Raw genomic sequence first — 22,425 nt, 5'->3', positions numbered from 1 at the left:
TGTAGCCATTTTTATTATTTTGGATGAAAAACGCTTTTTGGAATTTTCCGTTTTTATAATGTGCAAATACACTACGCCTTTTACTAATATCAACACCTAAGTAATCGATAAAAAAACCTCCTTTGAATAGTTGAGAAGCTAAAAACTTTACTTAACCTTTCTCATTTCATTTTCCTATACACGGTTTTAGGAACCCAACATACTACAAACGAATTTCAAAAGGCGAGAGTAAAGCTGACTTGTTTTTTATACGGATTTAAAATCCAAGAGTCTGGACAGTCTACTCCTCTCTATAACTATAAAAAATAGCTATGAAAAAATCTATCGTCATAGATTTCTTCATAGCTAATCTTAGTATGTTTCTTAGATCAATAAAAAAACAGTCAAACTAATGACTGCCAAGATTGAATTACATATAAATTAAATAACTTGAAATATTAAATGAAATTAAGTATTTTCATGACGCTGAATCTATTGCTTTGACTCTTTATATTTATATTTTAATTCATTCCATTTTTCGTAATCTTTAGAATCTATATCTCTTATATGCTTAGCTGGATTACCTCCAACAATAGAATCTTCTGGTACATCTTTAGTTACTACAGACCCTGCAGCTACTACAGCATTCTTACCAATCGTTATGCCAGGTAAAACAGTTACGTTTCCACCAATCCAAACATTATCTTTTATATTTATAGGAGCTCCGTATTCCAATTGTTCGTTTCTTATTAAAGGGTCTATTGGATGACCTGCTGTATATAGGTTTACTCTAGGACCAAACATCACATTATTTCCTATATTAATGTAATTAACATCTAAAAACATACAGTCCATATTAGCATAAAAATTTTCACCAATATTAACGTGTCTACCATAGTCTACGTATAACGGTGGAGTGACATAAAAATCATCAGGAGTTTCACCAAAAAGTTCAACCTCCAAATCTTTTATCTTTTCCTCGTCATCTATAGATGTTTTATTTATTTTTTGTGCTATTACTTTTCCATTCATTGACTTGTTTTCTTTAGCTATATTCTCAGCTATATACAAATCGCCTTTTAGCATTGACTCATATTCATAATCTTTATTCATTTTACTTTGTCTCCTAAGTAATTATATGTTTTAAAGTATATAATTATCAACTTGTATATACAAGTAAACACTATTCGCAAATTATACTACCAATCTAATTATGAAGTTATGTTGTATAGGCTATTCCAACAAAAATAAGACAAACACTCAAAGAGTACCTGCCTGCAATGTTTATTCTAATTTAATTTTAGCTGTGTTCTCCCAAACACTTATGTAAATTTACCCTCTATGTATTGCTCTAAACAAAAAAGCGCCACCGAAGTGGCACTAATATATAAGAATAATTGTTTCGTTGAAATGTATCAAAATAAGAATAATACCATATTGTCAGAATATTCTATATTTTACAAGAGATAAATAAAAAGAGCAGACACGGGACAATGTGTCTGCTTCTTTTAGTATGGTATACTTGCGTTGGTTAGCAATAGTATATTGCTTAAAATATTCATATCACAAAAAAGACACCTCGTAAAGAGATGTATTAGTATGTTAGAGGTTATTCTTGCTAGTAAATCAAGCTATATTTTATATACAAAATTACTTATCAAATAGATTTTTCCATTTTGGGTATCGTCTCGTTTTTCAATGACTCTATAATTTTTACCTTGCACTTTAATGTTATTATTTTTTTCTAGATCCCTATAAGACTCTGAAGCTATTTTGTGGGAAATTTCATCTGTTTGTTGCATATTAAAAGACTCCTTAAAATATAATTGAAAGTGGGTAAGCAATGAAAAAAAGAAAAATAACATTTTACACAATATTGTTAAGTGTATTATTAATTCTAATTGGGGGCTATGTTTTGCATAAAAATGAGAAAGATAGATATATCGAAGTTCAAAAGAACAGAATTGATTTATATTTCAAATATAACCTTAAAAACTATCATTCCTTAACAATAAAGGATGTAGACAAAAATCCAATGGGAGATTATTTTATATCTGGCTATATTAATAATGATAAAAAATATGAATTTGAAGCGATGATGTCCTCTATAGACCGCTTTCAATTTAATGGGGATATGTCTTATAATCCAAAAGTTTTTGGCAAACTATTTAAAAATGAGGATCATATAAATGAATTAACTCCGAATGATATTATAAAAAAAGAAAACCTTAATAAAAAAGACTACGAAGCAGACCCACCTCTAATTTGGGGCTTTTAAATTTCATTATTAGTTCTCCAACGATACATCATTAACAAATACCGGTCTGCTTGGATGTTCGTCTGCTACTTTATTTACCTCATTGTCTAATTCTTCATCTTCCTCATTCCACTCACCTATATTAATGAAAATTGGTGTGTCCGTAGCTTATTTATGTTATTGACCTCTATTTAATGTAAAAACACCCACCAACACTTCTGCTGATGGGTGGGCTTTGCTTAATATACTTCAAATGAGTCGACTAAGAATTCAAAATCTGTATTCATATCAATATTCTTACTTTTTAATTTCGTTACATTTGTTTGTGCAGCTTCACTTGCTTCGCCCTCAAATACTTCATCTAATTCTTGCCCTGCACTGTTGATGACTTCAATGATTTGTTGAATGTCGTTTTTACGTGTTTCTACATCTGATTTGGCTTGCTCTACCATACTTTCTGTTTCTGATCACATAGCTTGTTTTAATTGTTCCAGTCTCGCCAATTCTCTTTGTTTCTTTTCTGCATCTTTCGAACTCATCTATGTCACCCCTAACTAAATAGTCCAAATACATCGCTTTCCTCTAAATCTTTTTCTTCAAATTTATCTGCTGCATATTCTAGTTTTTCTGCAAATTGTAGTAACGCTTTTTTATTTTGATGTATATCTTGCGTTACTTGTTCCATTAAATGATTATCATAAAATTCTAAGTTCCCTACAGACCCTCCTTGTGCTAGGGCTTCCATATACTCGGCCAAATCATTCGGACTTATAAATTTATGGGAACCACTCAACAATTCAGATTCATATTTGTCTAGGATGCGTTGGGAGCTTTTCTTTGTCTCCCTTTCATATTCCTCAATGGTTCTTAGTACATCATCATATTTATGTATTCGATCACGTAGATTACTTACAATAGCACGTACAGCTTCCGGTTGTATCTTTATCTTCTTGCCCGAACCTCCAGAGCCACCATGTCCTTTTTTGGCAGAAGCATCTGAATCCCCTTTAACACTTTTCGATGATTTACTAGTAGATTTAGAGCCTTTTTTCGCTTTTGATGCTTTATCAGCTTTAGCTTTTTTATTAAGTTTTTTGATAAAAGCACTTATCGTATCATCAAGTCCTGTTAGATCTTTATCAGTAGTGAATATATTGAATTGATTAAACATCTTCTTCGCTTTTTTATATGCAGCCAACTCACCTTTTGACATTTCTTTTGCATTGCCCTTTTTATCAAAACTATCATAAGTTCCTATAAAATGTTGTCCTACAAAAGGTAACGATGTTAAAAATCCATCATACTTGGGTGCTGTAATTATGTTAGAACCTATTCTTGGCTTAAAAAAATCCAAACTATTAACGATGTCGTCTTCATGACCTACATTTTTGATTTTCCCATTATACTTTCCTTCATCAATTTGCTTCTTGATATCACCAGAAAATGCACCATAAGGGTTCGGAGCAGCATAGGTTGTCGTACTATCAAAGTTAAACTTCACAGCATTATATTGTGCTAGATAGCCTCCTAAACTATGTGCCCCACTATGAAATTTACTATTAGGATATTTATCTTTCACAGCTTGGGTGAAGGCTACACTTTCATCTATTTGGCTCGGAGTACCTTTTGTATAGATATCATTAGGAACATTTGAATGCGTTACTTTTTTAATAATTGTTTCGCCAATCGTATCCATTGTATTTAGTACATCATTGTCGTCAGTCGGCTTGTTGTATTTTTCAGTTATAGTAGTATTTTTTAGATCTTTATAACGTTCATCAATTTTCAAATTAGTTGTGTTATTATGAAAGGGAAGATTTGCATTGGTTTTCCAGTCTTTCATACTGGTAAGTTCTGTACCAGCATAGCCCATATAAATGTGACTAGTCTACTTTACCATTCACAACTGGTGCAAATGCATAGGTTTTCAAGCCGTTTTGTGTATCATCGCGTTTTTCAATGACCTTAAAATTCTGACCATTCAAGTCATATTCATGACCCTTTTCAAATTGTTATAAGACTCATCAGCAACTTTAAATAACAATTCATCAGAAAATTTCATAATAAAATACTCCTTAATATTTCAAAAGTAAAAGGTGGACAATGAAAGCAAAAATTATAATTCTTATATTCATTATTATATTGATATTAACATTTATTGGATTAGGAGGGTATACTTTGAACAAAAATAAAAAAGAGACTTACATTACGACACAAGAAAAGCGTATAGATTTATACTTCAAACATAATCTAAAAAATTATCAAACTATGAAAATTAACAATTTCAAAAAGAGTCCTATGAAAGGATACTTTATCGATGGTTATATTAATGATGATAAAACTTTAGAGTTTGAGGCCTATATATCAAGTGCAGATAATCATCAGTTTACTGGAGACGTAGGATATGACACAGACGGCGTAGGTAAACTTTTTAAAGAAAAAAATGCTAAAGATAAATTAACACCAAATGATATTATAAAAAAAGAAAACCTTAATAAAAAAGACTATAAAGCAGACCCACCTCTAATTTGGGGATTTTAACATCAGAAAAGCACTAACTACTCAACCTAATGAATAGTTAGTGCTTTTAAATTTCATTATTAGTCCTCCAACGATACATCATCAACAAATACCGGTCTGGTTGGATGTTCGTCTGCTACTTTATTTATCTCATTGTCTAATTCTTCATCTTCCCCATTCTATTCACCTATATTAATGAATATAGGCACGTCTCCTAAAATTTCTTGCTTATCAGTAAATAACTTATGGTATTTCCCCAACATATCACGAGCTTTTAAACGGTCACTTGGCTTAATTGGTACATCAACGGTTTCTACATGTTCATTATATACAAGGTTCATGCGTCCAGTTTCTCAGCGTAAGAGTCTCTGTAAAAGTATCACTAATTAATCATCTTTCTTTTTATCTTCTTTATTAGATTGTTCTTTTTTTATTTCAGACACTGATTTAGGATTTTCTGGCATATTTTTAGCTATATAGCCACTATAAGTTGAAAGATATTCAAATTGATAATCATCTTTAGACCACATATGTGCTGAAAAAGTATTAGTATTGTCATTATTTATATAAACTGTAATAACAAATCCATCTAAAGGATTTTCTTTATGTTCCTCAAACTTTATTTCTTTATAATTTTTAACATTGTACTTCATATAAATTATTATTCTTTCTTTTTGTTTGTCATAATATTTTTCTTTTTCTTCATGTTTTATCTTTAAATAGACCCCTCCAGATATTAATCCTATACTAATTAATATAATGAATATTAAAATTATTTTTTTATTCAAACAATCATTCCTTTGAGGTGAAATAACAGACAATCTTCATACTAAAAATAACACATATCACGAACTAGCAAGTTGTGTTTATAATATACATCCATCAGATAAAAAGATAGCAATTGAATCCAAAAATTGAACTCAACAAAATTTTAAAATTCAAACTTCGCTGGTCGATAAAGTTAACGACTTCTAAGCAATAGCTGTATATCCAAAAAGACAGTAAAGGAAATGTAGATAATTAAACTGGGTGTTTTGTTTATGTTTGAACAGATCGATATGAATCTGCTGATATTACCACTGATATATATTTAGGTACCAATGATATTGAAATTAAAACTAATCCAGATAACATTTTAAATGCAGCTATTTACAGAGACACTACCTTAAAAGAAATTAACCCGAGTAAAGTTGGAAATAATAAATGGCTGGAAATGGTTAATCAAAATAATGCAAAAGAAGCTGATCAATTTAACGAATCTTATCTTCTTCCTCAGTCAGTTTTGAATAACTTGATGGAGCAAGATAAGATGAAGACTACAGGCTTAAGCTGTCCCCTAAAAAAGCGAGCCAACAATACGAAATATTGTAAATAAAGAAGCCAGTAAATGAATTTATAAAAACTCATTTACTGGCTATTTTGCTAGGAATTATGTCCCAGCCTCTTTATTATGTGCTGTGCACTTTTTGTGCACTCAAAAACAAAAAGCCCACAACCACATGGGTTGCAGGCTATATAATGGAGACGGCGGGATTCGAACCCGCGTCCAGAGGTCCTGATACAAATCTTTCTACGTGTGTAGTTTATTGATAATTTTCGCATCATGCTAAGCAATAAACAACCAACATGATACTAGCTTGATTATATTTCATCTAAACAGACTTCAAACGGCAGTGTTTAGCATATCCTACTAGGGTTGAATCGCGTTAACAGCACGTAGGAGATGCTGTTAGGCGATGCAGTGGCTATTACGCAGCTACTGCGAAATTATTGTTTGATTTGTCAGTTATATTTAACCGAAATGTGTTGATGACGGAGACAACCCTCCGACACGCTTAATAAGCTCGGGGGACCCCTGTCGAATCCAAGAACGTCCCCTCAATTCAAATCAATCTAACAAAATATTTGGTTAAATCATCAATAAAACAATTTGACACTGCAAACAATCATATCAAAGATGGCCCGATTAAGCAATGATATTGCTTAATAACGGGCTTTAACTGCGCGATCAATATCACGTTTTACCGCTTTTTCTTTAAGTGCTTGACGTTTGTCGTATTTCTTTTTACCTCTAGCAACGCCTAATAAAACTTTACATTGACCATGTTTTAAATATAACTTCAACGGAATAATAGAATAACCTATTTCTCGTGTACGTTCACCTAATTTTTGAATTTCTTTTTTGTGCAAGAGTAATTTACGTGTACGTAAAGGGTCATGATTAAAACGGTTCCCTTCTTCATATGGTGCAATATGCATATTATTCAGGTACATTTCGCCTCGTCTCACTTGCGCAAAGCTATCTTTTAAATTGGCACTACCACGACGTATGGATTTAATTTCAGTACCTCTTAAAGCAATACCCGCTTCAATTGTATCTTCAATATTGTAGTCATGTCTTGCTTTACGGTTTTCGGCTAACGTACCTGGTGATTTTGATTTTTTCTTAGCCACTATTACTCACCTCATCTTTGCTGACTATTTTTTCTTTCGACGCGATTTCTTCTTCACACTTTTATCTTTATAAAAAGGTTTGTGATGCGTATTACCTTGTTTATCTTTTTTACGTGCATTTTTACCTTTACGTTGCTTACGTTTTTTCTTTTTACCTTTACCATTACGATCGCTTTTAGTATGGTCTAAAGACTTGCCACGTGTTTTAGCTTGAATGGTTTTCTCACGAGCAGGTCGTTGTGATGATGTCTTTTTAGGTAATGGCATGCCAACAATTTGGAAGTCTATCATGCGTTCTTCCACATCAACATGTGTCACTTTAACTTTGACCGCATCACCAATGCGAAAGACCTTTGCTTGACGTTCACCGATTAGTGCCATTTGTCGTTCATCAAAATGATAATAATCGTCTGTCATATTAGCGATATGAACCATACCCTCAATAGTATTAGGTAATTCTATAAACATACCAAAATTAGCAACCGAGCTAATGATACCTTCAAATTCATCACCAATATGTTGAATCATATACTCAGCTTTTTTCAATTCATCAGTATCACGTTCGGCTTCAATGGCACGGCGTTCACGTTGTGATGTGTGCTCGGCTAATTCTGGCAACGTCTCTTCCCAATGACGTATTTCTTTTTTATCCATAGAATTCTCTATTAAATATTTACGAATTAATCTATGCACTGTTAAATCAGGATAACGGCGTATTGGAGATGTAAAGTGAGTATAGTACTCAGCAGACAAACCAAAATGTCCTAAATTAACATCATCATAATGTGCTTGTTGCATAGAACGTAACATCATCGTTGAAATAACCATTTGTTCTGGTCTACCTTCAACTTCTTCTTGAATGCTTTGTAATGTTGTTGGATGAATATCTTCACCTGTACCTTTAATCATAATACCAAAATTGGTAATAAAGTCGAAGAACTGTCTTAATCGGTCAGATTTTGGTTGTTCATGAACACGATAAATAAATGGTACTTCCAATTTATTGAAGTGTTCAGCTACTGTTTCATTGGCTGCTAACATGAATGATTCAATTAAACGTTCTCCTTCGCCACGTTCTCTCATTAGCACTTCTGTTGGAATACCTTCGTCATTCACAAGTACTTTCGCTTCATTAATATCAAAATCAATTTCTCCACGACGTTTGCGCATACGAATTAATCTATTTGATAAATCTTGCGCTAAATCTAACATAGGTGTTAAATCTTTATATTGTGAACGTATTTCAGAATCTTGATCAGTGATAATTTTGTTAACTGCATCATATGTCATTCTGTAGTTTGAATGTATTACACTATCAAAGATTTCATGTTTTACAACTTCGCCTCGTTCATTTATTTCCATTCGACAACTTAACGTTAAACGATCTTCTTCTGGATTTAATGAGCATATTCCATTACTTAGACGGTGTGGAATCATCGGGATTACTCGATCGACAAGATACACACTTGTCGCACGATCATATGCTTCTTTATCTAAAGCTGATCCTTCTTTTACATAGTAACTTACATCTGCAATACTAACTGTAAGCTCGGTGTTGCCATTTTTTAATTTTTTTACAGCAATGGCATCATCTAAATCTTTAGCATCTGCACCATCTATAGTGATTGTTAATTCATCTCTTAAATCACGACGCCCTTCGATTTCAGAGGGTTCTATTACATCCGGTACTTCTTCAGCTTCTTGTAATACAGCATCTGGAAACTCGATTTCTATTCCATGCTGGTAAATGATGGAAAGTATATCTACACCTGGATCATTTTTATGACCTAATATTGCTGAAACGTGGCCTTCTGGATTGTCTGTACTATCGGCATACTTCGTAATTTGTACTAATACTTTATGCCCATCTATAGCACCTAAATTTTGTCCTTTAGGTATAAAGATATCTTGCATTATACGTTTGTCATCCGGTAATACAAAACCAAAATGCTTTGCTTCGCTATACGTTCCAACAACTTGTGTAACTGAATGCTTTTCAATAGATTTTACTTCACCTTCAATTTTACCTTTATGTTCTCCACGAGATTTTTGAATTTCCACGATGACGGTATCTCCATCTAATGCTCTATTGATTTTAGTTGGTGGAATAAAAATATCGTCCATCTCGTCATCTTCAGGTCTTAAAAAAGCAAAGCCTTTTTTATTTTGACTTAACGTTCCTTTGATTAGTTTTGAATTTGTTTTGTTGGATTGTTTACGTTGATATCTGTCTGTTCTTGTACGTTCAATTAAACCAGACTGTTCTAATTCAACGAGTATTTTAATTAAATCTCTAAATGAGTCGGCACTGTTTAAACCTAACGCATCTTGAAAGTCAGATACTGACATGGGTTCATAGTCAGGTTGTTTTATCATTTCTTCGATGGATTGCTTTAAATTCATTATGCCCCTCCTTTCTCTCCTACATCTTTATTTTTTACTCTGTCCATTCCAATGATTCTAAAAATTGATATACATCTTCAAAGACTTTCTCTTTTTCTTTATCAATGGTAATCACATGACCTGAATGTTGATACCATTTGATTTCTTTCTCATCAGAATCGACATGATTATATATATAATTTGCTGATTGAGGATCAATCATTGTATCTTGTTCTGCTTGTACGACAAGTATTGGATCAATTACTTCATCGACATGTTCTTTAACTCCATTTAGTGTGTCACTCAGTTCTTTCAGTGTTTCAGTTGGATGAAATTGTTCCATTTCTTGATCAATTGTTTGTTGATCTTTGCCTTCATATTTTTTAAAGTTACGTGCATATTCAAGAAATCCTTCATAAATCGAACCTTCTGTTTTATTCTCCATAGGTGCACACATAGTTATAATCCCCTTCACGTCACGATTTAAACTTAGTTTTAATGCGAAGGCGCCGCCTAATGATAAACCAGCTACTGCTATTTCTTCGTAACCTTGGTCTACTAAATAATCATAACCATCTAAAACATCTTTAAACCAAACAAAAGGGCTAGATTTTAATATTTCTTCTGGAGGCGCTGCATGTCCTTCATATTGTGGAGCATAAGATGTATAGCCCTTTTTTTGAAGGTAACGCCCAAGTTGTCTTACATCAGCAGAGTTACCTGTGAAGCCGTGAAGAAGTAACACTGCACGTTTACCTTCTTCAAAAAAGAATGGTTTTGGTAGTTTAATTTGCATGATTAAAATCCCTCTCCCTTATGATAAGTACTCAATCTATCCTAAATAAGTTAAGTCTTTCATTATATTAGATATATTTAAAAACTCTTCATTATTATCAAAATGACTTGATAAATCATTATTCCCTTTAACATATGATTTAAAAACATGGTTGTCTTAATTATAAAATAAAAAAGTCCGACAAGTATATCGTCGGACTCAGGCTGATAATACTTAATAGCAAATGTGATTCATTTGCCCTATCATTTATCAGTCTTGGTTAAGATTCATTTACTTCATTAAAACAAATATAATATTCTCTACATACCTAAGTAACTAATACAAAACATAAGTACAAAGAATAAAATAGCTAAAATTATTGTTAATCTATGCAAGAATAAATCGACGCCACGTTGTTTTTGTTTACCAAACAATTGTTCAGCGCCACCACTAATAGCACCTGAAAGTCCATTACTTTTACCTTCTTGGAGTAATACAACAGTCACTAATGCAATACAATCTATTATTAATAAAACGATGATTAATGTATGCATAAAAATTGTCCTCCGTTCATTATATACGAAAGAAATTATAACACATCTTTATTGATGTAATCAAACTTCTATCTATTGAAAGTACTTTTACGTTTAATAGAAACAACTAGCATATAAATTGCTAGAATAATAGATCCAATCACTACAATTAAAATTGGTAAAACTGCAAGTACATTTTTTACATCTAAAATACCTTGAATAAATAAGTAAAGATTTACGAGTGTAAATAGTGCATTAGAAATATATACGGCAAACATAAACCACCATAAATATGGATGGCGATTCCAGAAAGCAACAGTACCTGCCAAATAAGCTAAAATGTACATAATGCCAGTGTATCGGTCACTATTTAAAATGTTTTTTACTGCTGTATCTGATGTTTTTTGACCAGCTAAAGATAAAATTGATTTAGCTGTTGATTCATCTAATACAATAAAGTGGTGAAGGATAAGTAAAATACAAAACACTAATGAACTTATCGCAATTAAACGTCCCGTTCTTATTTCTTTAGCATTTGAGTCTGTCATAATTGTACTCCTTTTACAAAATTACTCACATTATTATATCAGTTTACATTAATAATTTAAAATGTACTTAACTAAAAAAGCCCGTTGCAGCCTCAACTCTGCAACGGACAATTCAATTAAGATATTAAATCATAAGCGTGAACTCTTATAAAAATTAAAGAGATATTATTTATCTAAATTGTAGAAAGATTTAATTCCTTCAAATTTAGCTGTTTCGTATAATTCATCTTCAATACGTAATAATTGATTGTATTTAGCAATACGGTCAGTTCTAGATAATGAACCTGTTTTAATTTGACCTGCATTTGTAGCAACTGCGATATCAGCAATTGTAGTATCTTCAGTTTCACCAGAACGGTGAGATACAACCGCAGTATATCCAGCTTTTTGAGCCATTTCAATAGCATCGAATGTTTCAGTTAATGTACCGATTTGGTTTACTTTGATTAAGATTGAGTTACCAATACCTTGTTCGATACCTTTAGATAAAATTTCAGTGTTAGTTACGAATAAATCATCACCAACTAATTGAACTTTATCACCGATACAATCAGTTAATTGTTTCCAACCTTCCCAATCGTTTTCATCCATACCATCTTCAATAGTGATGATTGGATATTTACCAATTAGTTCTTCTAAGTAGTCAACTTGCTCTGCTGCACTGCGTTTAGCACCGTGTTCACCTTCGAATTTAGTGTAATCATAAACACCATTTTCATAGAATTCAGAAGAAGCACAGTCAAATCCTAAGAATACATCTTCACCTGGTTTGTATCCTGCTTTTTCGATAGCTTTAATAATAGTTTCAACAGCGTCTTCAGTACCTTCAAATCTAGGAGCGAAACCACCTTCATCACCTACTGCAGTTTCTAAACCGCGTTCACTTAAGATTGATTTAAGGTTATGGAAGATTTCCGCACCCCAACGTAATGATTCTTTGAATGATTCTGCACCTACAGGTAAAATCATGAACTCTTGGAAAGCAATTGGTGCATCTGAGTGAGAACCACCATTAACAATATTCATCATAGGCACTGGTAATTGTTTACCATTGAATCCACCTAAATATTTATATAATGGTTGACCTAATAAATCAGCAGCTGCACGAGCTACGGCAATAGAAACACCTAAAATTGCATTTGCACCTAATTTACCTTTGTTGTGTGTACCGTCTAATTGAATCATCATTTTGTCAATAGATACTTGATCTAAAACTGAAAATTCACCTTCAACGATTTCTGGTGCAATCATTTCGTTAACATTTTCTACCGCTTTAGTCACACCTTTACCTAAATAACGTGATTTATCTCCATCACGTAATTCAACTGCTTCATGTTCACCAGTAGAAGCACCAGAAGGTACTAATGCACGTCCGAAAGCACCGCTTTCAGTTAATACTTCAACTTCAACTGTTGGGTTACCACGTGAGTCTAAGACTTCGCGAGCGTAAACATCTGTAATAATTGGCATGTTTAATATCTCCTTTAATTATATTATATGACTATTATAGCCTTTTTCTAAACTTTTATAAAATGATAATACATATAAAATCAAGAAAATTTGAACATCTATACGTTGCTGTAAATTCTTAACCTTAATGCATCTATACTAATGTTTAATCAATGATTCACCTGTCATTTCAGATGGTTGCTTAACGTTTAATAAATCTAATAATGTCGGCGCTAAATCTCCTAAGCGTCCAGTTTCTCTTAATGTAACACCGTCTTTAGTTACAATAACTGGAACAGGATTAGTTGTGTGTGTCGTCATAGGTTGGTCGTCATCAGTTAACACTTGATCTGAGTTACCGTGATCTGCAGTGATGATGGCATGACCACCCATATCAATAATTTTGTCAACGACTTCACCAAGACACTCATCTACTGCTTCGATTGCTTTAATTGTTGGTTCTAGCATACCACTATGTCCAACCATATCTGGGTTAGCAAAGTTCAATAGAATTAAATCTAAGTCACCTTTATCTAACTCTTCTAATAATGCATCTTTAACTTCATATGCACTCATCTCAGGTTTCAAATCGTAAGTCGCTACTTTAGGAGAATCGATGAGTCTACGACGTTCTCCTTCAAATTCTTCGTTTCGTCCACCACTCATAAAGTATGTCACATGTGGATACTTTTCAGTTTCAGCGATACGTAATTGTTTCAAGCCATTATCTTGAGCAACTTCACCGATTGTATTATTTAAGTCAACTTTTTCAAATACAATTTCAGCATCTACATTGTCATTATATTTCGTGAATGTAGCGTAGAATAAGTTGTCCACTTGTTCAACTTTAAATCCATCAAACGCTTTATTAGTAAAGATTTCTGAAAGTTGAGCTGCTCTATCTGGACGGAAATTATAGAAGATTACTGCGTCACCGTCGTTCACACCATCATTTTGGCCCTCAACTATAAACGGTTCGACGAATTCATCAGTCACATCATTTTTGTAATTAGCTTCAACGCCTGCTTTAGCTGAAGTAAATGTAGGACCTTCAAAGTTACGAATAGCATTATATGCACGTTCCTCACGATCCCAACGCTTGTCACGATCCATAGCATAATAACGTCCTGAAACCGAAGCGAATTGACCTACACCTAATTCCTTAAATTTATCTTCAGTTTCCTCTATATATTTCAAAGCAGATTTTTGATCAACATCACGACCATCTAAAAATGCGTGGACATATACTTTATCTATTCCTTGCTTTTTAGCTAATTCTAAAATAGCAAATAGATGCTTATAATGACTGTGTACACCACCATCAGAAAGCAATCCGAATACATGAAGCGCAGAGTCATTGTCTTTAACATGTTTAACAGCGTTATTTAATACAGTATTATCGAAGAATTCTCCGTCTTCAATCGATTTATTAATACGAGTTAAACTTTGATATACGATGCGTCCTGCACCAATATTCATATGTCCTACTTCAGAGTTACCCATTTGACCTTCAGGAAGACCTACATCTAAGCCACTTGCTTCTATTTGTGTTGTAGGATATTTTTCATAATATCGATCAAAATTAGGTTTGTGTGCTTGCTTAACTGCATTGCCATGTTCACTTTCACGATTTGCAAAACCATCTAAGATGATTAAGGCAGTTGGTTGTTTTGCCATAATTATTTTGCACCTTCTAACAATTGTACGAAATCTTCAACTTTTAATGATGCGCCACCTACTAGAGCACCATCGATATCTGATTGAGCCATATATTCTTTAATGTTATTAGGTTTAACACTACCACCATATTGAATACGTGTAGCGTCAGCAACCTCTTGACTAGATAAGTCAGCTAATGTTTGACGTACGTGAGCACACATTTCATTTGCATCTTCAGATGTAGATGACTTACCAGTACCGATAGCCCAAATTGGTTCATATGCAATAACAACTTCTTTAAGTTGATCATCTGATAAACCTTCGACAGCTTTTTTCACTTGATTACCTACGATTTCATTTGCTTTACCAGCTTCACGTTCTTCATCAGATTCACCTACACAAATAATAGGTGTCATACCGTGATTGAAGATAGCATGCGCTTTTTTGTTTACTTCTTCGTCAGTTTCGTGGAAATAGTCACGACGCTCTGAGTGACCAATCACTACATATTTAACACCTAATTCAGATAATGCTACTGGTGAAGTTTCTCCAGTATAAGCACCACTTTCTTCAAAGTAAGCGTTTTGTGCCCCAATTTTTAACCCTTTTGCTTTACCATCTTTAACAGCTGTTACTAAAGCGTCTAATTGGATTGTTGGTGCACAAATAACTGATTCTACTTCTTTAGGATTAGGTAATGTTGGTAATTCGTTTACAAAGTCTTTAGCTTCTTGAACTGTTTTATTCATTTTCCAGTTTCCGGCTATAATTGGTGTTCTCATTCATTACACTCCTTAATTTTTAGTGTTAAATTTGTAAGCTTTTATCCAAATACTTGCTTATTTCGAAATAAACATTGAAAGCAAAAATAACTTTCTGTTGTTTTATTCCCACATCAAAGTATTTAAAAACTTATTTATCATTAATAGCTTTTATACCAGGTAATTCTTTACCTTCTAAGTATTCTAATGATGCTCCTCCACCAGTAGAGATATGTGTGAAGTCATCTTCGAAACCTAATGAAATTGCTGCTGCGGCAGAGTCACCACCACCAATAATAGTAGTAGCGTCTTCCAATTTAGCAATAGACTCACATACACCGATTGTACCTTTAGCAAAATTACTAAATTCAAATACACCCATAGGTCCATTCCATACTACAGTATGTGCACCTTGTAATTCTTTATTAAATAATTCTACTGTTTTAGGCCCAATATCCATTGCTTCTTGATCTGAAGGGATTTCATTGATAGATACTTCAGTGATTTTTGCATCATTAGAAAATTCTTTAGCGATTTTACAATCTACAGGCAATACTATTTGATCGCCATTATTTTCTAATAAGTCTTTAGCAAAATCAATTTTATCTTCTTCCAATAATGAAAGACCTATTTCCTTACCTTGCGCTTTAATAAACGTATAAGCCATACCGCCACCGATTAAGATTTTATCTGCGATATTAACTAAATTTTTGATAACATTAATTTTATCTGAAACTTTAGCGCCACCTAAAATAGCAACTACCGGTTTTTGTGGATCATTCACTACGCCACCAATAAATTTAATTTCTTTTTCCATTAAATAACCGGCTGCTGTTTCTAAATGAGTAGAAATACCTACATTTGACGCATGTTCACGATGCGCTGTACCGAATGCATCATTAACAAATACATCACCTAATGACGCCCAATATTTACCTAATTCAGGATCATTTTTAGATTCTTTTTTACCATCTAAATCTTCGAAACGTGTATTTTCAACTAATAAAACATCGCCTTCATTTAAGTTTTCAATTGCTGTTTCAAGTTTTTCGCCACGTGTTTCAGGAACGAATATAACTTCTTTACCTAATTGCTTAGATAAGTTTTCAGCAACAGGCTTAAGTGAAAGTCCTTCTTTATCACTTTCTTCTTTAACTTTACCTAAGTGAGAGAATAAAACTAATTTACCACCTTGTTCAATAATATATTTGATTGTTGGTAATGCTTGAACAATTCTGTTGTCATTAGTGATTTCACCATCTTTAATTGGAACGTTAAAATCAGCACGCTCAAGAACAACTTTACCTTTTAAATCTAAGTCTGAAACGATTTTTTTAGCCATTATCTATTTCCTCCTTCGTATAGGAAAACTTTATATAAAAATAAGCGGAGAAGCGTATGTGCTCCCCGCTTACTCATAAGCTTATATATCTAATTAAAACAGTACAGAGCACTAGTCAAATTATGAACGTATAGAAGAGCATTTCACTCTTCACGCTATAACTTTAAATAACGTGCTTATCCGTTAAGCTTCAATTATTTAGAAAGTTCAGCTAAGTGAGCTAATGTACGTACTAATTGAGCAGTGTAAGACATTTCATTGTCGTACCAAGCTGCAACTTTAACTAATTGACGATCTCCAACAGTCATAACACGAGTTTGAGTCGCATCGAATAATGAACCGTAAGTCATACCTACGATATCAGAAGATACGATTTCGTCTTCAGTGTAACCGAATGATTCGTCAGAAGCTTGTTTCATAGCACTGTTAACTTGGTCAACAGTTACATCTTGTTTGTCTAATACTACAGTTAATTCAGTTAAAGAACCAGTAGCAACTGGAACACGTTGTGCTCCACCGTCTAATTTACCATCGATTTCTGGAATAACTTTACCGATAGCTTTAGCAGCACCTGTTGAGTTAGGGATAATATTTTCTGCTGCTGCACGTGCACGACGTTTGTCACCTTTTCTGTGAGGTGCGTCTTGTGTATTTTGGTCACCTGTGTAAGCATGAATAGTAGTCATGAAACCTTCAACTAAACCGAATTCGTCACTTAAAACTTTTGCAACTGGTGCTAATGAGTTAGTAGTACAAGAAGCACCTGAAACAACTGTTTCTGAACCATCTAATGTATCATGGTTAGTGTTGAATACGATTGTTTTTACATCACCTTTAGCTGGAGCTGAGATTAATACTTTTTTAGCACCTGCATCGATGTGAGCTTGTGCTTTTTCTTTATCAGTATAGAAACCAGTACATTCTAATACTACGTCGATATCTAAGTCGCCCCATGGTAATTTACCAGCATCTGGTTCATCGAATGATTTAATTTCTTTACCGTTCACACGGAAACCACCTTCGATAACTTCAACTTCTCCAGTGAAACGACCTTGCATAGTATCGTATTTTAATAAATGAGCTAACATATCGTCATCTGTTAAGTCGTTAACTGCTACTACTTCAAGACCTTCTACATCTTGAATTCTTCTGAATGCTAAACGACCAATTCTACCAAAACCATTAATTGCTACTTTAATTGCCATTATAATGGCCTCCTTTAAAAATGATATTTAAAAAGTATTAAACTTTTTATTACTATTGTAAAATGACTTTTGCTGCGGCTTCATCTGTAATCAATACAGTGTTTTCCGGTGCAATTGAAAGATAAGCTTTAATAGCTTCTCCTTTTGATTGTCCACCAGCAACCGCAAAGATAAACTCTTTGTTCTCAAGATCCTCTAGTTGAAGGCCAATCGTTTTGACCTTATGAACTATTTGACCCTGAGCATCAAAATAATACCCAAAAGCTTCACCAACGGCTTGATGATGTTGAAGGTTATCAATCACATCTTGAGATGATTGACGTCGATGCGCCATCTTCAGCGCATCACCAATGCCGTGTATTGTTATATTAGCTTGCTTGATTTTATCCAGTGTATGCATAACAGAAGGTTCCAACATTAACGTATCATATGTGGACTCACTCACGTTGTCTGGGACATAGAGTGTGGTATAATAACCGCCAGCTTGTTGGGCCATACTCGAAGCGATAGTATTCGCTTGATAAACGACATTTTCTCCAAGTCCACCTCTAGCTGGAACAAAAAATACGTTAAAAGGTAATAAATGTATCGACTCACTCACGCACGCCATTGTTGAACCACCAGTTACTGATACAATAGCATCTTCATAAAGTATGCCTTCTAAAAGTTGTCCAGCCTGTTGACCCATTTCACGTTTTACAGTTCGATTAGAATCGGAATCTCCTGGAATGACATGTACATCTTTAATATGAAATTTATCTTTGATAGCTCTGGCCAATTTATGATCATCGCTGTATACGTTAAAGTATTCACCTAGTTGTGCTAATACTTCAGTACCTTCATTAGTAATTTCCATTCCCGTAGGCTTGACACGAATTAATTCTTGCTTCTTTAACATGTCTGTTTCCGACCGTAATACTCTCTCAGTCATATCCATATGTTCACTTAGACTTCGTCTTCCTACAGGTTGATTTTGAGAGATAGTAGATAAAATATAAAAGCGTCTATACATCTTATCAATAAGATCAGGTATAAGCTTTTGTTGAACTTTAATTAAGTCTTTCACTACTATCTTCCTCCTTATATCTTTGTAACAAAGGTACCTGAGAGGCAATCATAACTAAGCTTTGACTTTTTAAGTCCCGCCCGGGACAAAATCTAACCTCTTTACACTTGCAATAGTACTATTACGTATTATAAATTGCAAGTGAATTCACTCAATTTCTAAGTTAAATTATAAAAGTTTGTAGGAAAACGATTACAAACAAAGTATAGACCCCATTCTTGTATAGTAATTTAATCATTGTTCGCTTTCTAAATAACTCTACCCAAATTAAATTTTATTCATACATTTGTTTTATTTAGTTGTTATGATTAACTATAATTTGAATATGAATAAAACTAGAGTGAGGTAAAACAATGTCGAATCATAATTATTCTGACGAAAAAATCGAAGTTATAGATCCGAGTGATGATAGATATAAAGGAGATGATTATTTTAATAAAAATTCATCTCAAAACAATCAAAATTTAAAAACTTTTAATCAAACTTATTCTTATAGTTGCACGCATTCAGGATGCGGCTGTATGTTAGGCTGTTTAACTATTTCACTTATTTCATTCTTACTTTCATTACTAATTTTTTGGATTATATAAACATAAAAAGGGTGGGACTGAATTCATTTTGAATTCGAAGTCCCACCCTTTGGGCTAACTCGAGTTAATAAAGATTAAAATGAACGAATCATGGCTTACTCAAGTGACCTTAAACCTATTTTTAGGAATAGTCACAAGATGAACTTTCCAAAAATTTTTAAGTTCTTTCTTATTAATCCTTTTTTGAGCTTTGAGAATTTTGATTGTTATTATTTTGTTTTTGTGTATTTTGGCCCGAACTAGCATTTTGATTGCCACTATTTCCATTGTTTTGTGGTCTGGTTGGCTGTGTTTGATTTGATTTATTTTGGGTGCTTTGACGATTTGCTGATGACTGGTTAGATTTATTTTGTTGTGGCTTTTGTTGTGTTGGCGATTGATCTTTTTGACTTGGGCTTTCTTTAGAATTTGAACTGTCTTGTCTAGATTTTTTTCTTTCGTCAGTTTTTGGCTCTTTTGCTCTCTTTTCTCCTGTTTGTGGATTTTGTTTCACCGGAGTTTGAGTCGTAGGTCTTTGTGGCGTTTGAACAGTTTGCTGCGTTTGTTGAGTTTGTTGAGTTTGAGGAACTTGTTGCGTTTGTTGTGTATTATCCTTTTTTTCTTCCTCCGATTTTTTGTCTTTTTTTTCCTTTTTATCTTTATCGTCTTTTTTCTTTTCTTGCTGTGTTGTTTGATTACTGAGTCGTTCGTTGCCTTTTTTTGAACTATCGACAAATGAGTAAATACCAAATGCTAAACCTATTAATAATAGCAAAACTACAATCGCACTAATAAATTTGGAGATACCGCTCATCTTGTTTACCTCTCTTTCATTCTTAAACACGAATTTATCTTAAAAACAATACTATTGAATCATTGTAAAAAATCAAATCTCAACTATTTTCAATAATTAAAAGTAGTATTTCCCTAAAATTATTTTTAACAGATCCTTTGGGAATAATTAAATAACAAAGTTCAATGAGATTATATAACAGTGATATTTGAGTTTAATCAATCAATACAACTTTATATTTAATTATCTCATACATGATAACATCATACTGATTGATTAACATCATTTTTAAATAACTTAATCAAATCTTAACACGAGAGTTCTTAGATTTACCTATTACATTTACCTGTGCAAAATGATTCACAACATCTTTTAAAAAAGTTTAAAATAAATAGTGATATAAAATGAAACTATTTCACAAGTATAAAAAGTAGAATTAGTTTTAACTTCTTTTTTTACTGGTTTATAATTATTTTAAAAAACTTTTATAGTTAGAACATAGATACTTTATTTTATTACCACTTTAACCTTTTATTTTACGGAATAAACAATGTTAAAAATTAATCTTTTATACAGTATTTACTATTAAAAGGGGTATATGTATTTTAGAATAGAAAAAAGGATCCATACGTTGCTCGCACGGATCCACTACTAAAGGGAGTCAAAATTTACCTTCGTTAGTATATTATGGGGTATACTCATACTAATTAAGAGATGTTTAATTAATTATCGAAGGTACAATTTTATTATAACTAATCTGTTTTTATTTTAAATGCATATTAAAAAAAGTCTTTGACATCTTATTGGCTAAAAAATGTATAAAATATGAATAATAATAATAACTATCAATAAGATGACAGCTTTTTATTTTCAGACGAGGTGAAACTATGAAACGCTATTTAATCACTGGTGGAACTGGCATGGTCGGTTCACACTTAGTCAATGAAATTAAACAAACCGATGCACATATTACAATTTTAACCAGACAGGATAAAACTTCTAATCATCCAAAAATCACGTATATCAACTGGTCAAAAGAGGATTGGCAACATCAAGTACCAGATATAGATATTGTTATTAATTTAGCTGGTGCAACGTTGAATAAACGTTGGACATCTTCCCACAAACAAGCGATGATGCTTAGTCGTATTCAATCAACGCAAACACTATTTGAACTTTTTGAAACACGTGAACACAAACCAGAAGTTTTATTTAACGCAAGTGCAATGGGCTACTACCCTCCAGATTTATTTACAAGTTATACGGAGTTATATCAAACACTTCCATTTGATTTCTTATCAGAAATCGTATATCAATGGGAACGTTTTGCTAATAAATTTAAGCAATTCGGTACACGTGTCGTTTTAGGTCGATTCGGCCTTATTCTATCAGACGATGGTGGCGCTCTTGAAATGATGAAACTTCCGTATCGTTTATACGTTGGGGGAAAACTCGGCTCTGGAAGACAATGGTACTCATGGATTCATATAGATGACTTAATTAGAGGTATTTTATTTACTATCAATCACGATAACGCTGAAGGTCCATTTAATTTAACTGCACCTATTCCTGAAAGACAAAATTTATTCGGTTATACATTAGCACGTGCGATGCATAAACCACATGAAACGTGGGCACCTAAATTGATACTACGTACAGTGTTAGGTCAGATGTCTACTGTCATATTAGATACACAAAAAGTACTTCCAAATAAATTACATGCACTAGGTTTTGAGTTTAAGTATAATAATTTAAGAAATGCTTTAGATGATTTAATTAAAGCTTAAGAATTACACCATAAGAAGAAGGGGTATGAAATGAAAGATACTCAATTAACATATATATTATTAATCATTGCAAGTGTTTTACTAATTGCTAATGGTATATTTGCATTTGAACGTACGTTATCAATGATATTAATGTCGATATTGTTTATATTAGTTGGAATCATTTTATTATCAACAACATTGAATACCATGTATCAAACATCAAAACACTCTAAACGTTAAATTTCATCGGTTTAAAGAAAATAATCATTTCATTCTAAATCTACATTCATATATTTTTTAAAACAAAAACCCTAGTAGACTAATGATAAAATATAGACTGACCCCAATTAGTGGGAATTATATA

21 protein-coding genes, 1 other RNA gene and 2 pseudogenes are annotated in these 22,425 nt (G+C 32.9%); 5 read left to right on the top strand and 19 right to left on the bottom strand.

All coding sequences use genetic code 11. The features are described from left to right. Positions 1–471 precede the first annotated feature (471 nt). Positions 472–1,092 (bottom strand): sugar O-acetyltransferase, encoded by a 621-nt coding sequence (locus HMPREF3241_RS11280; RefSeq protein WP_002445978.1) that lies wholly within the window; start codon positions 1,090–1,092, stop codon positions 472–474. Between the two features lie 518 nt (positions 1,093–1,610). Next, positions 1,611–1,781, bottom strand: a complete 171-nt coding sequence (locus tag HMPREF3241_RS13030) for a hypothetical protein (RefSeq protein WP_002495817.1) — start codon at positions 1,779–1,781, stop codon at positions 1,611–1,613. A gap of 41 nt (positions 1,782–1,822) precedes the next feature. Here HMPREF3241_RS13030 and HMPREF3241_RS11275 point away from each other — a divergent pair, with 41 nt between their 5' ends. Next, a complete protein-coding gene (locus HMPREF3241_RS11275) occupies positions 1,823–2,257 on the top strand; it encodes a DUF1433 domain-containing protein (RefSeq protein ID WP_002445976.1) in 435 nt (144 codons plus the stop codon). 218 nt (positions 2,258–2,475) lie between these two features. Here HMPREF3241_RS11275 and HMPREF3241_RS11270 read toward each other — a convergent pair whose 3' ends face one another. Together HMPREF3241_RS11270 and HMPREF3241_RS11265 are read right to left on the bottom strand one after the other, a co-directional pair. Beyond that, positions 2,476–2,688, bottom strand: a complete 213-nt coding sequence (locus tag HMPREF3241_RS11270; protein ID WP_256323896.1) for a hypothetical protein — start codon at positions 2,686–2,688, stop codon at positions 2,476–2,478. Between the two features lie 98 nt (positions 2,689–2,786). Beyond that, a pseudogene (locus tag HMPREF3241_RS11265) lies at positions 2,787–4,298 on the bottom strand (hypothetical protein). Positions 4,299–4,339: 41 nt separating this feature from the next. On the opposite strand from HMPREF3241_RS11265, the gene HMPREF3241_RS11260 reads away from it, so the two are divergent. Then, positions 4,340–4,777, top strand: coding sequence for a DUF1433 domain-containing protein (locus tag HMPREF3241_RS11260; protein ID WP_002445973.1), 438 nt, complete (start codon positions 4,340–4,342; stop codon positions 4,775–4,777). Between the two features lie 59 nt (positions 4,778–4,836). On the opposite strand, the pseudogene HMPREF3241_RS13320 reads toward HMPREF3241_RS11260, so the two are convergent. The 14 genes and pseudogenes from HMPREF3241_RS13320 to HMPREF3241_RS11185 all read right to left on the bottom strand — a co-directional run. Further along, a pseudogene (locus tag HMPREF3241_RS13320) lies at positions 4,837–5,109 on the bottom strand (terminase small subunit); the annotation flags it as partial. 33 nt (positions 5,110–5,142) lie between these two features. Continuing rightward, positions 5,143–5,544, bottom strand: coding sequence for a DUF1433 domain-containing protein (locus tag HMPREF3241_RS11250; protein WP_002445971.1), 402 nt, complete (start codon positions 5,542–5,544; stop codon positions 5,143–5,145). Positions 5,545–6,272: 728 nt separating this feature from the next. Further along, positions 6,273–6,634: a transfer-messenger RNA gene (ssrA, locus tag HMPREF3241_RS11240) on the bottom strand. A gap of 105 nt (positions 6,635–6,739) precedes the next feature. Then, positions 6,740–7,210: an SsrA-binding protein SmpB gene (gene smpB, locus HMPREF3241_RS11235; protein WP_001829588.1), complete on the bottom strand. Its 471-nt coding sequence runs from the start codon at positions 7,208–7,210 to the stop codon at positions 6,740–6,742. A gap of 24 nt (positions 7,211–7,234) precedes the next feature. Next, positions 7,235–9,613: a ribonuclease R gene (gene rnr, locus HMPREF3241_RS11230; RefSeq protein ID WP_002445969.1), complete on the bottom strand. Its 2,379-nt coding sequence runs from the start codon at positions 9,611–9,613 to the stop codon at positions 7,235–7,237. Positions 9,614–9,647: 34 nt separating this feature from the next. Next, the gene (locus tag HMPREF3241_RS11225; RefSeq protein WP_002457574.1) at positions 9,648–10,388 is read right to left on the bottom strand and encodes an alpha/beta hydrolase; all 741 of its coding nucleotides are present in this window, start codon (positions 10,386–10,388) and stop codon (positions 9,648–9,650) included. Between the two features lie 299 nt (positions 10,389–10,687). Continuing rightward, positions 10,688–10,921 (bottom strand): preprotein translocase subunit SecG, encoded by a 234-nt coding sequence (secG, locus tag HMPREF3241_RS11220; protein ID WP_001829669.1) that lies wholly within the window; start codon positions 10,919–10,921, stop codon positions 10,688–10,690. A 68-nt stretch (positions 10,922–10,989) separates the two neighbouring features. Further along, positions 10,990–11,448 (bottom strand): hypothetical protein, encoded by a 459-nt coding sequence (locus tag HMPREF3241_RS11215; protein WP_002445967.1) that lies wholly within the window; start codon positions 11,446–11,448, stop codon positions 10,990–10,992. Between the two features lie 165 nt (positions 11,449–11,613). Then, the gene (gene eno / locus HMPREF3241_RS11210) at positions 11,614–12,918 is read right to left on the bottom strand and encodes a surface-displayed alpha-enolase (RefSeq protein WP_002445966.1); all 1,305 of its coding nucleotides are present in this window, start codon (positions 12,916–12,918) and stop codon (positions 11,614–11,616) included. Between the two features lie 138 nt (positions 12,919–13,056). After that, positions 13,057–14,574, bottom strand: coding sequence for a 2,3-bisphosphoglycerate-independent phosphoglycerate mutase (gpmI, locus tag HMPREF3241_RS11205; protein ID WP_002445965.1), 1,518 nt, complete (start codon positions 14,572–14,574; stop codon positions 13,057–13,059). Positions 14,575–14,576: 2 nt separating this feature from the next. Continuing rightward, a complete protein-coding gene (tpiA, locus tag HMPREF3241_RS11200) occupies positions 14,577–15,338 on the bottom strand; it encodes a triose-phosphate isomerase (RefSeq protein ID WP_002445964.1) in 762 nt (253 codons plus the stop codon). 130 nt (positions 15,339–15,468) lie between these two features. Then, positions 15,469–16,659 (bottom strand): phosphoglycerate kinase, encoded by a 1,191-nt coding sequence (gene pgk, locus HMPREF3241_RS11195; protein ID WP_002445963.1) that lies wholly within the window; start codon positions 16,657–16,659, stop codon positions 15,469–15,471. A 194-nt stretch (positions 16,660–16,853) separates the two neighbouring features. After that, the gene (gene gap, locus HMPREF3241_RS11190; protein WP_001829667.1) at positions 16,854–17,864 is read right to left on the bottom strand and encodes a type I glyceraldehyde-3-phosphate dehydrogenase; all 1,011 of its coding nucleotides are present in this window, start codon (positions 17,862–17,864) and stop codon (positions 16,854–16,856) included. Positions 17,865–17,916: 52 nt separating this feature from the next. After that, entirely contained in the window at positions 17,917–18,930 is a 1,014-nt protein-coding gene (locus HMPREF3241_RS11185; protein ID WP_002445962.1) for a sugar-binding transcriptional regulator, read from the bottom strand. Between the two features lie 353 nt (positions 18,931–19,283). Here HMPREF3241_RS11185 and HMPREF3241_RS11180 point away from each other — a divergent pair, with 353 nt between their 5' ends. Continuing rightward, a complete protein-coding gene (locus tag HMPREF3241_RS11180; RefSeq protein WP_002445961.1) occupies positions 19,284–19,520 on the top strand; it encodes a hypothetical protein in 237 nt (78 codons plus the stop codon). Between the two features lie 172 nt (positions 19,521–19,692). On the opposite strand, the gene HMPREF3241_RS11175 is transcribed toward HMPREF3241_RS11180, so the two are convergent. Beyond that, positions 19,693–20,313 carry a DUF4887 domain-containing protein gene (locus tag HMPREF3241_RS11175; protein WP_020364599.1) on the bottom strand — a complete coding sequence of 207 codons (621 nt, stop codon included), beginning with the start codon at positions 20,311–20,313 and terminating at the stop codon, positions 19,693–19,695. 866 nt (positions 20,314–21,179) lie between these two features. Here HMPREF3241_RS11175 and HMPREF3241_RS11170 point away from each other — a divergent pair. Both HMPREF3241_RS11170 and HMPREF3241_RS11165 read left to right on the top strand, forming a co-directional pair. Beyond that, the gene (locus HMPREF3241_RS11170) at positions 21,180–22,079 is read left to right on the top strand and encodes a TIGR01777 family oxidoreductase (RefSeq protein ID WP_002445959.1); all 900 of its coding nucleotides are present in this window, start codon (positions 21,180–21,182) and stop codon (positions 22,077–22,079) included. A 30-nt stretch (positions 22,080–22,109) separates the two neighbouring features. After that, positions 22,110–22,301, top strand: a complete 192-nt coding sequence (locus HMPREF3241_RS11165; RefSeq protein WP_002445958.1) for a hypothetical protein — start codon at positions 22,110–22,112, stop codon at positions 22,299–22,301. The last annotated feature ends 124 nt before the right edge of the window (positions 22,302–22,425 follow it).

The sequence above is a fragment of the Staphylococcus sp. HMSC34G04 genome (assembly GCF_001838765.1).
Lineage (GTDB): Bacteria > Bacillota > Bacilli > Staphylococcales > Staphylococcaceae > Staphylococcus > Staphylococcus epidermidis.
The sequence above is the reverse complement of the archived record's forward strand: the minus strand, read 5'-3'. Positions and strand labels throughout refer to the sequence as shown.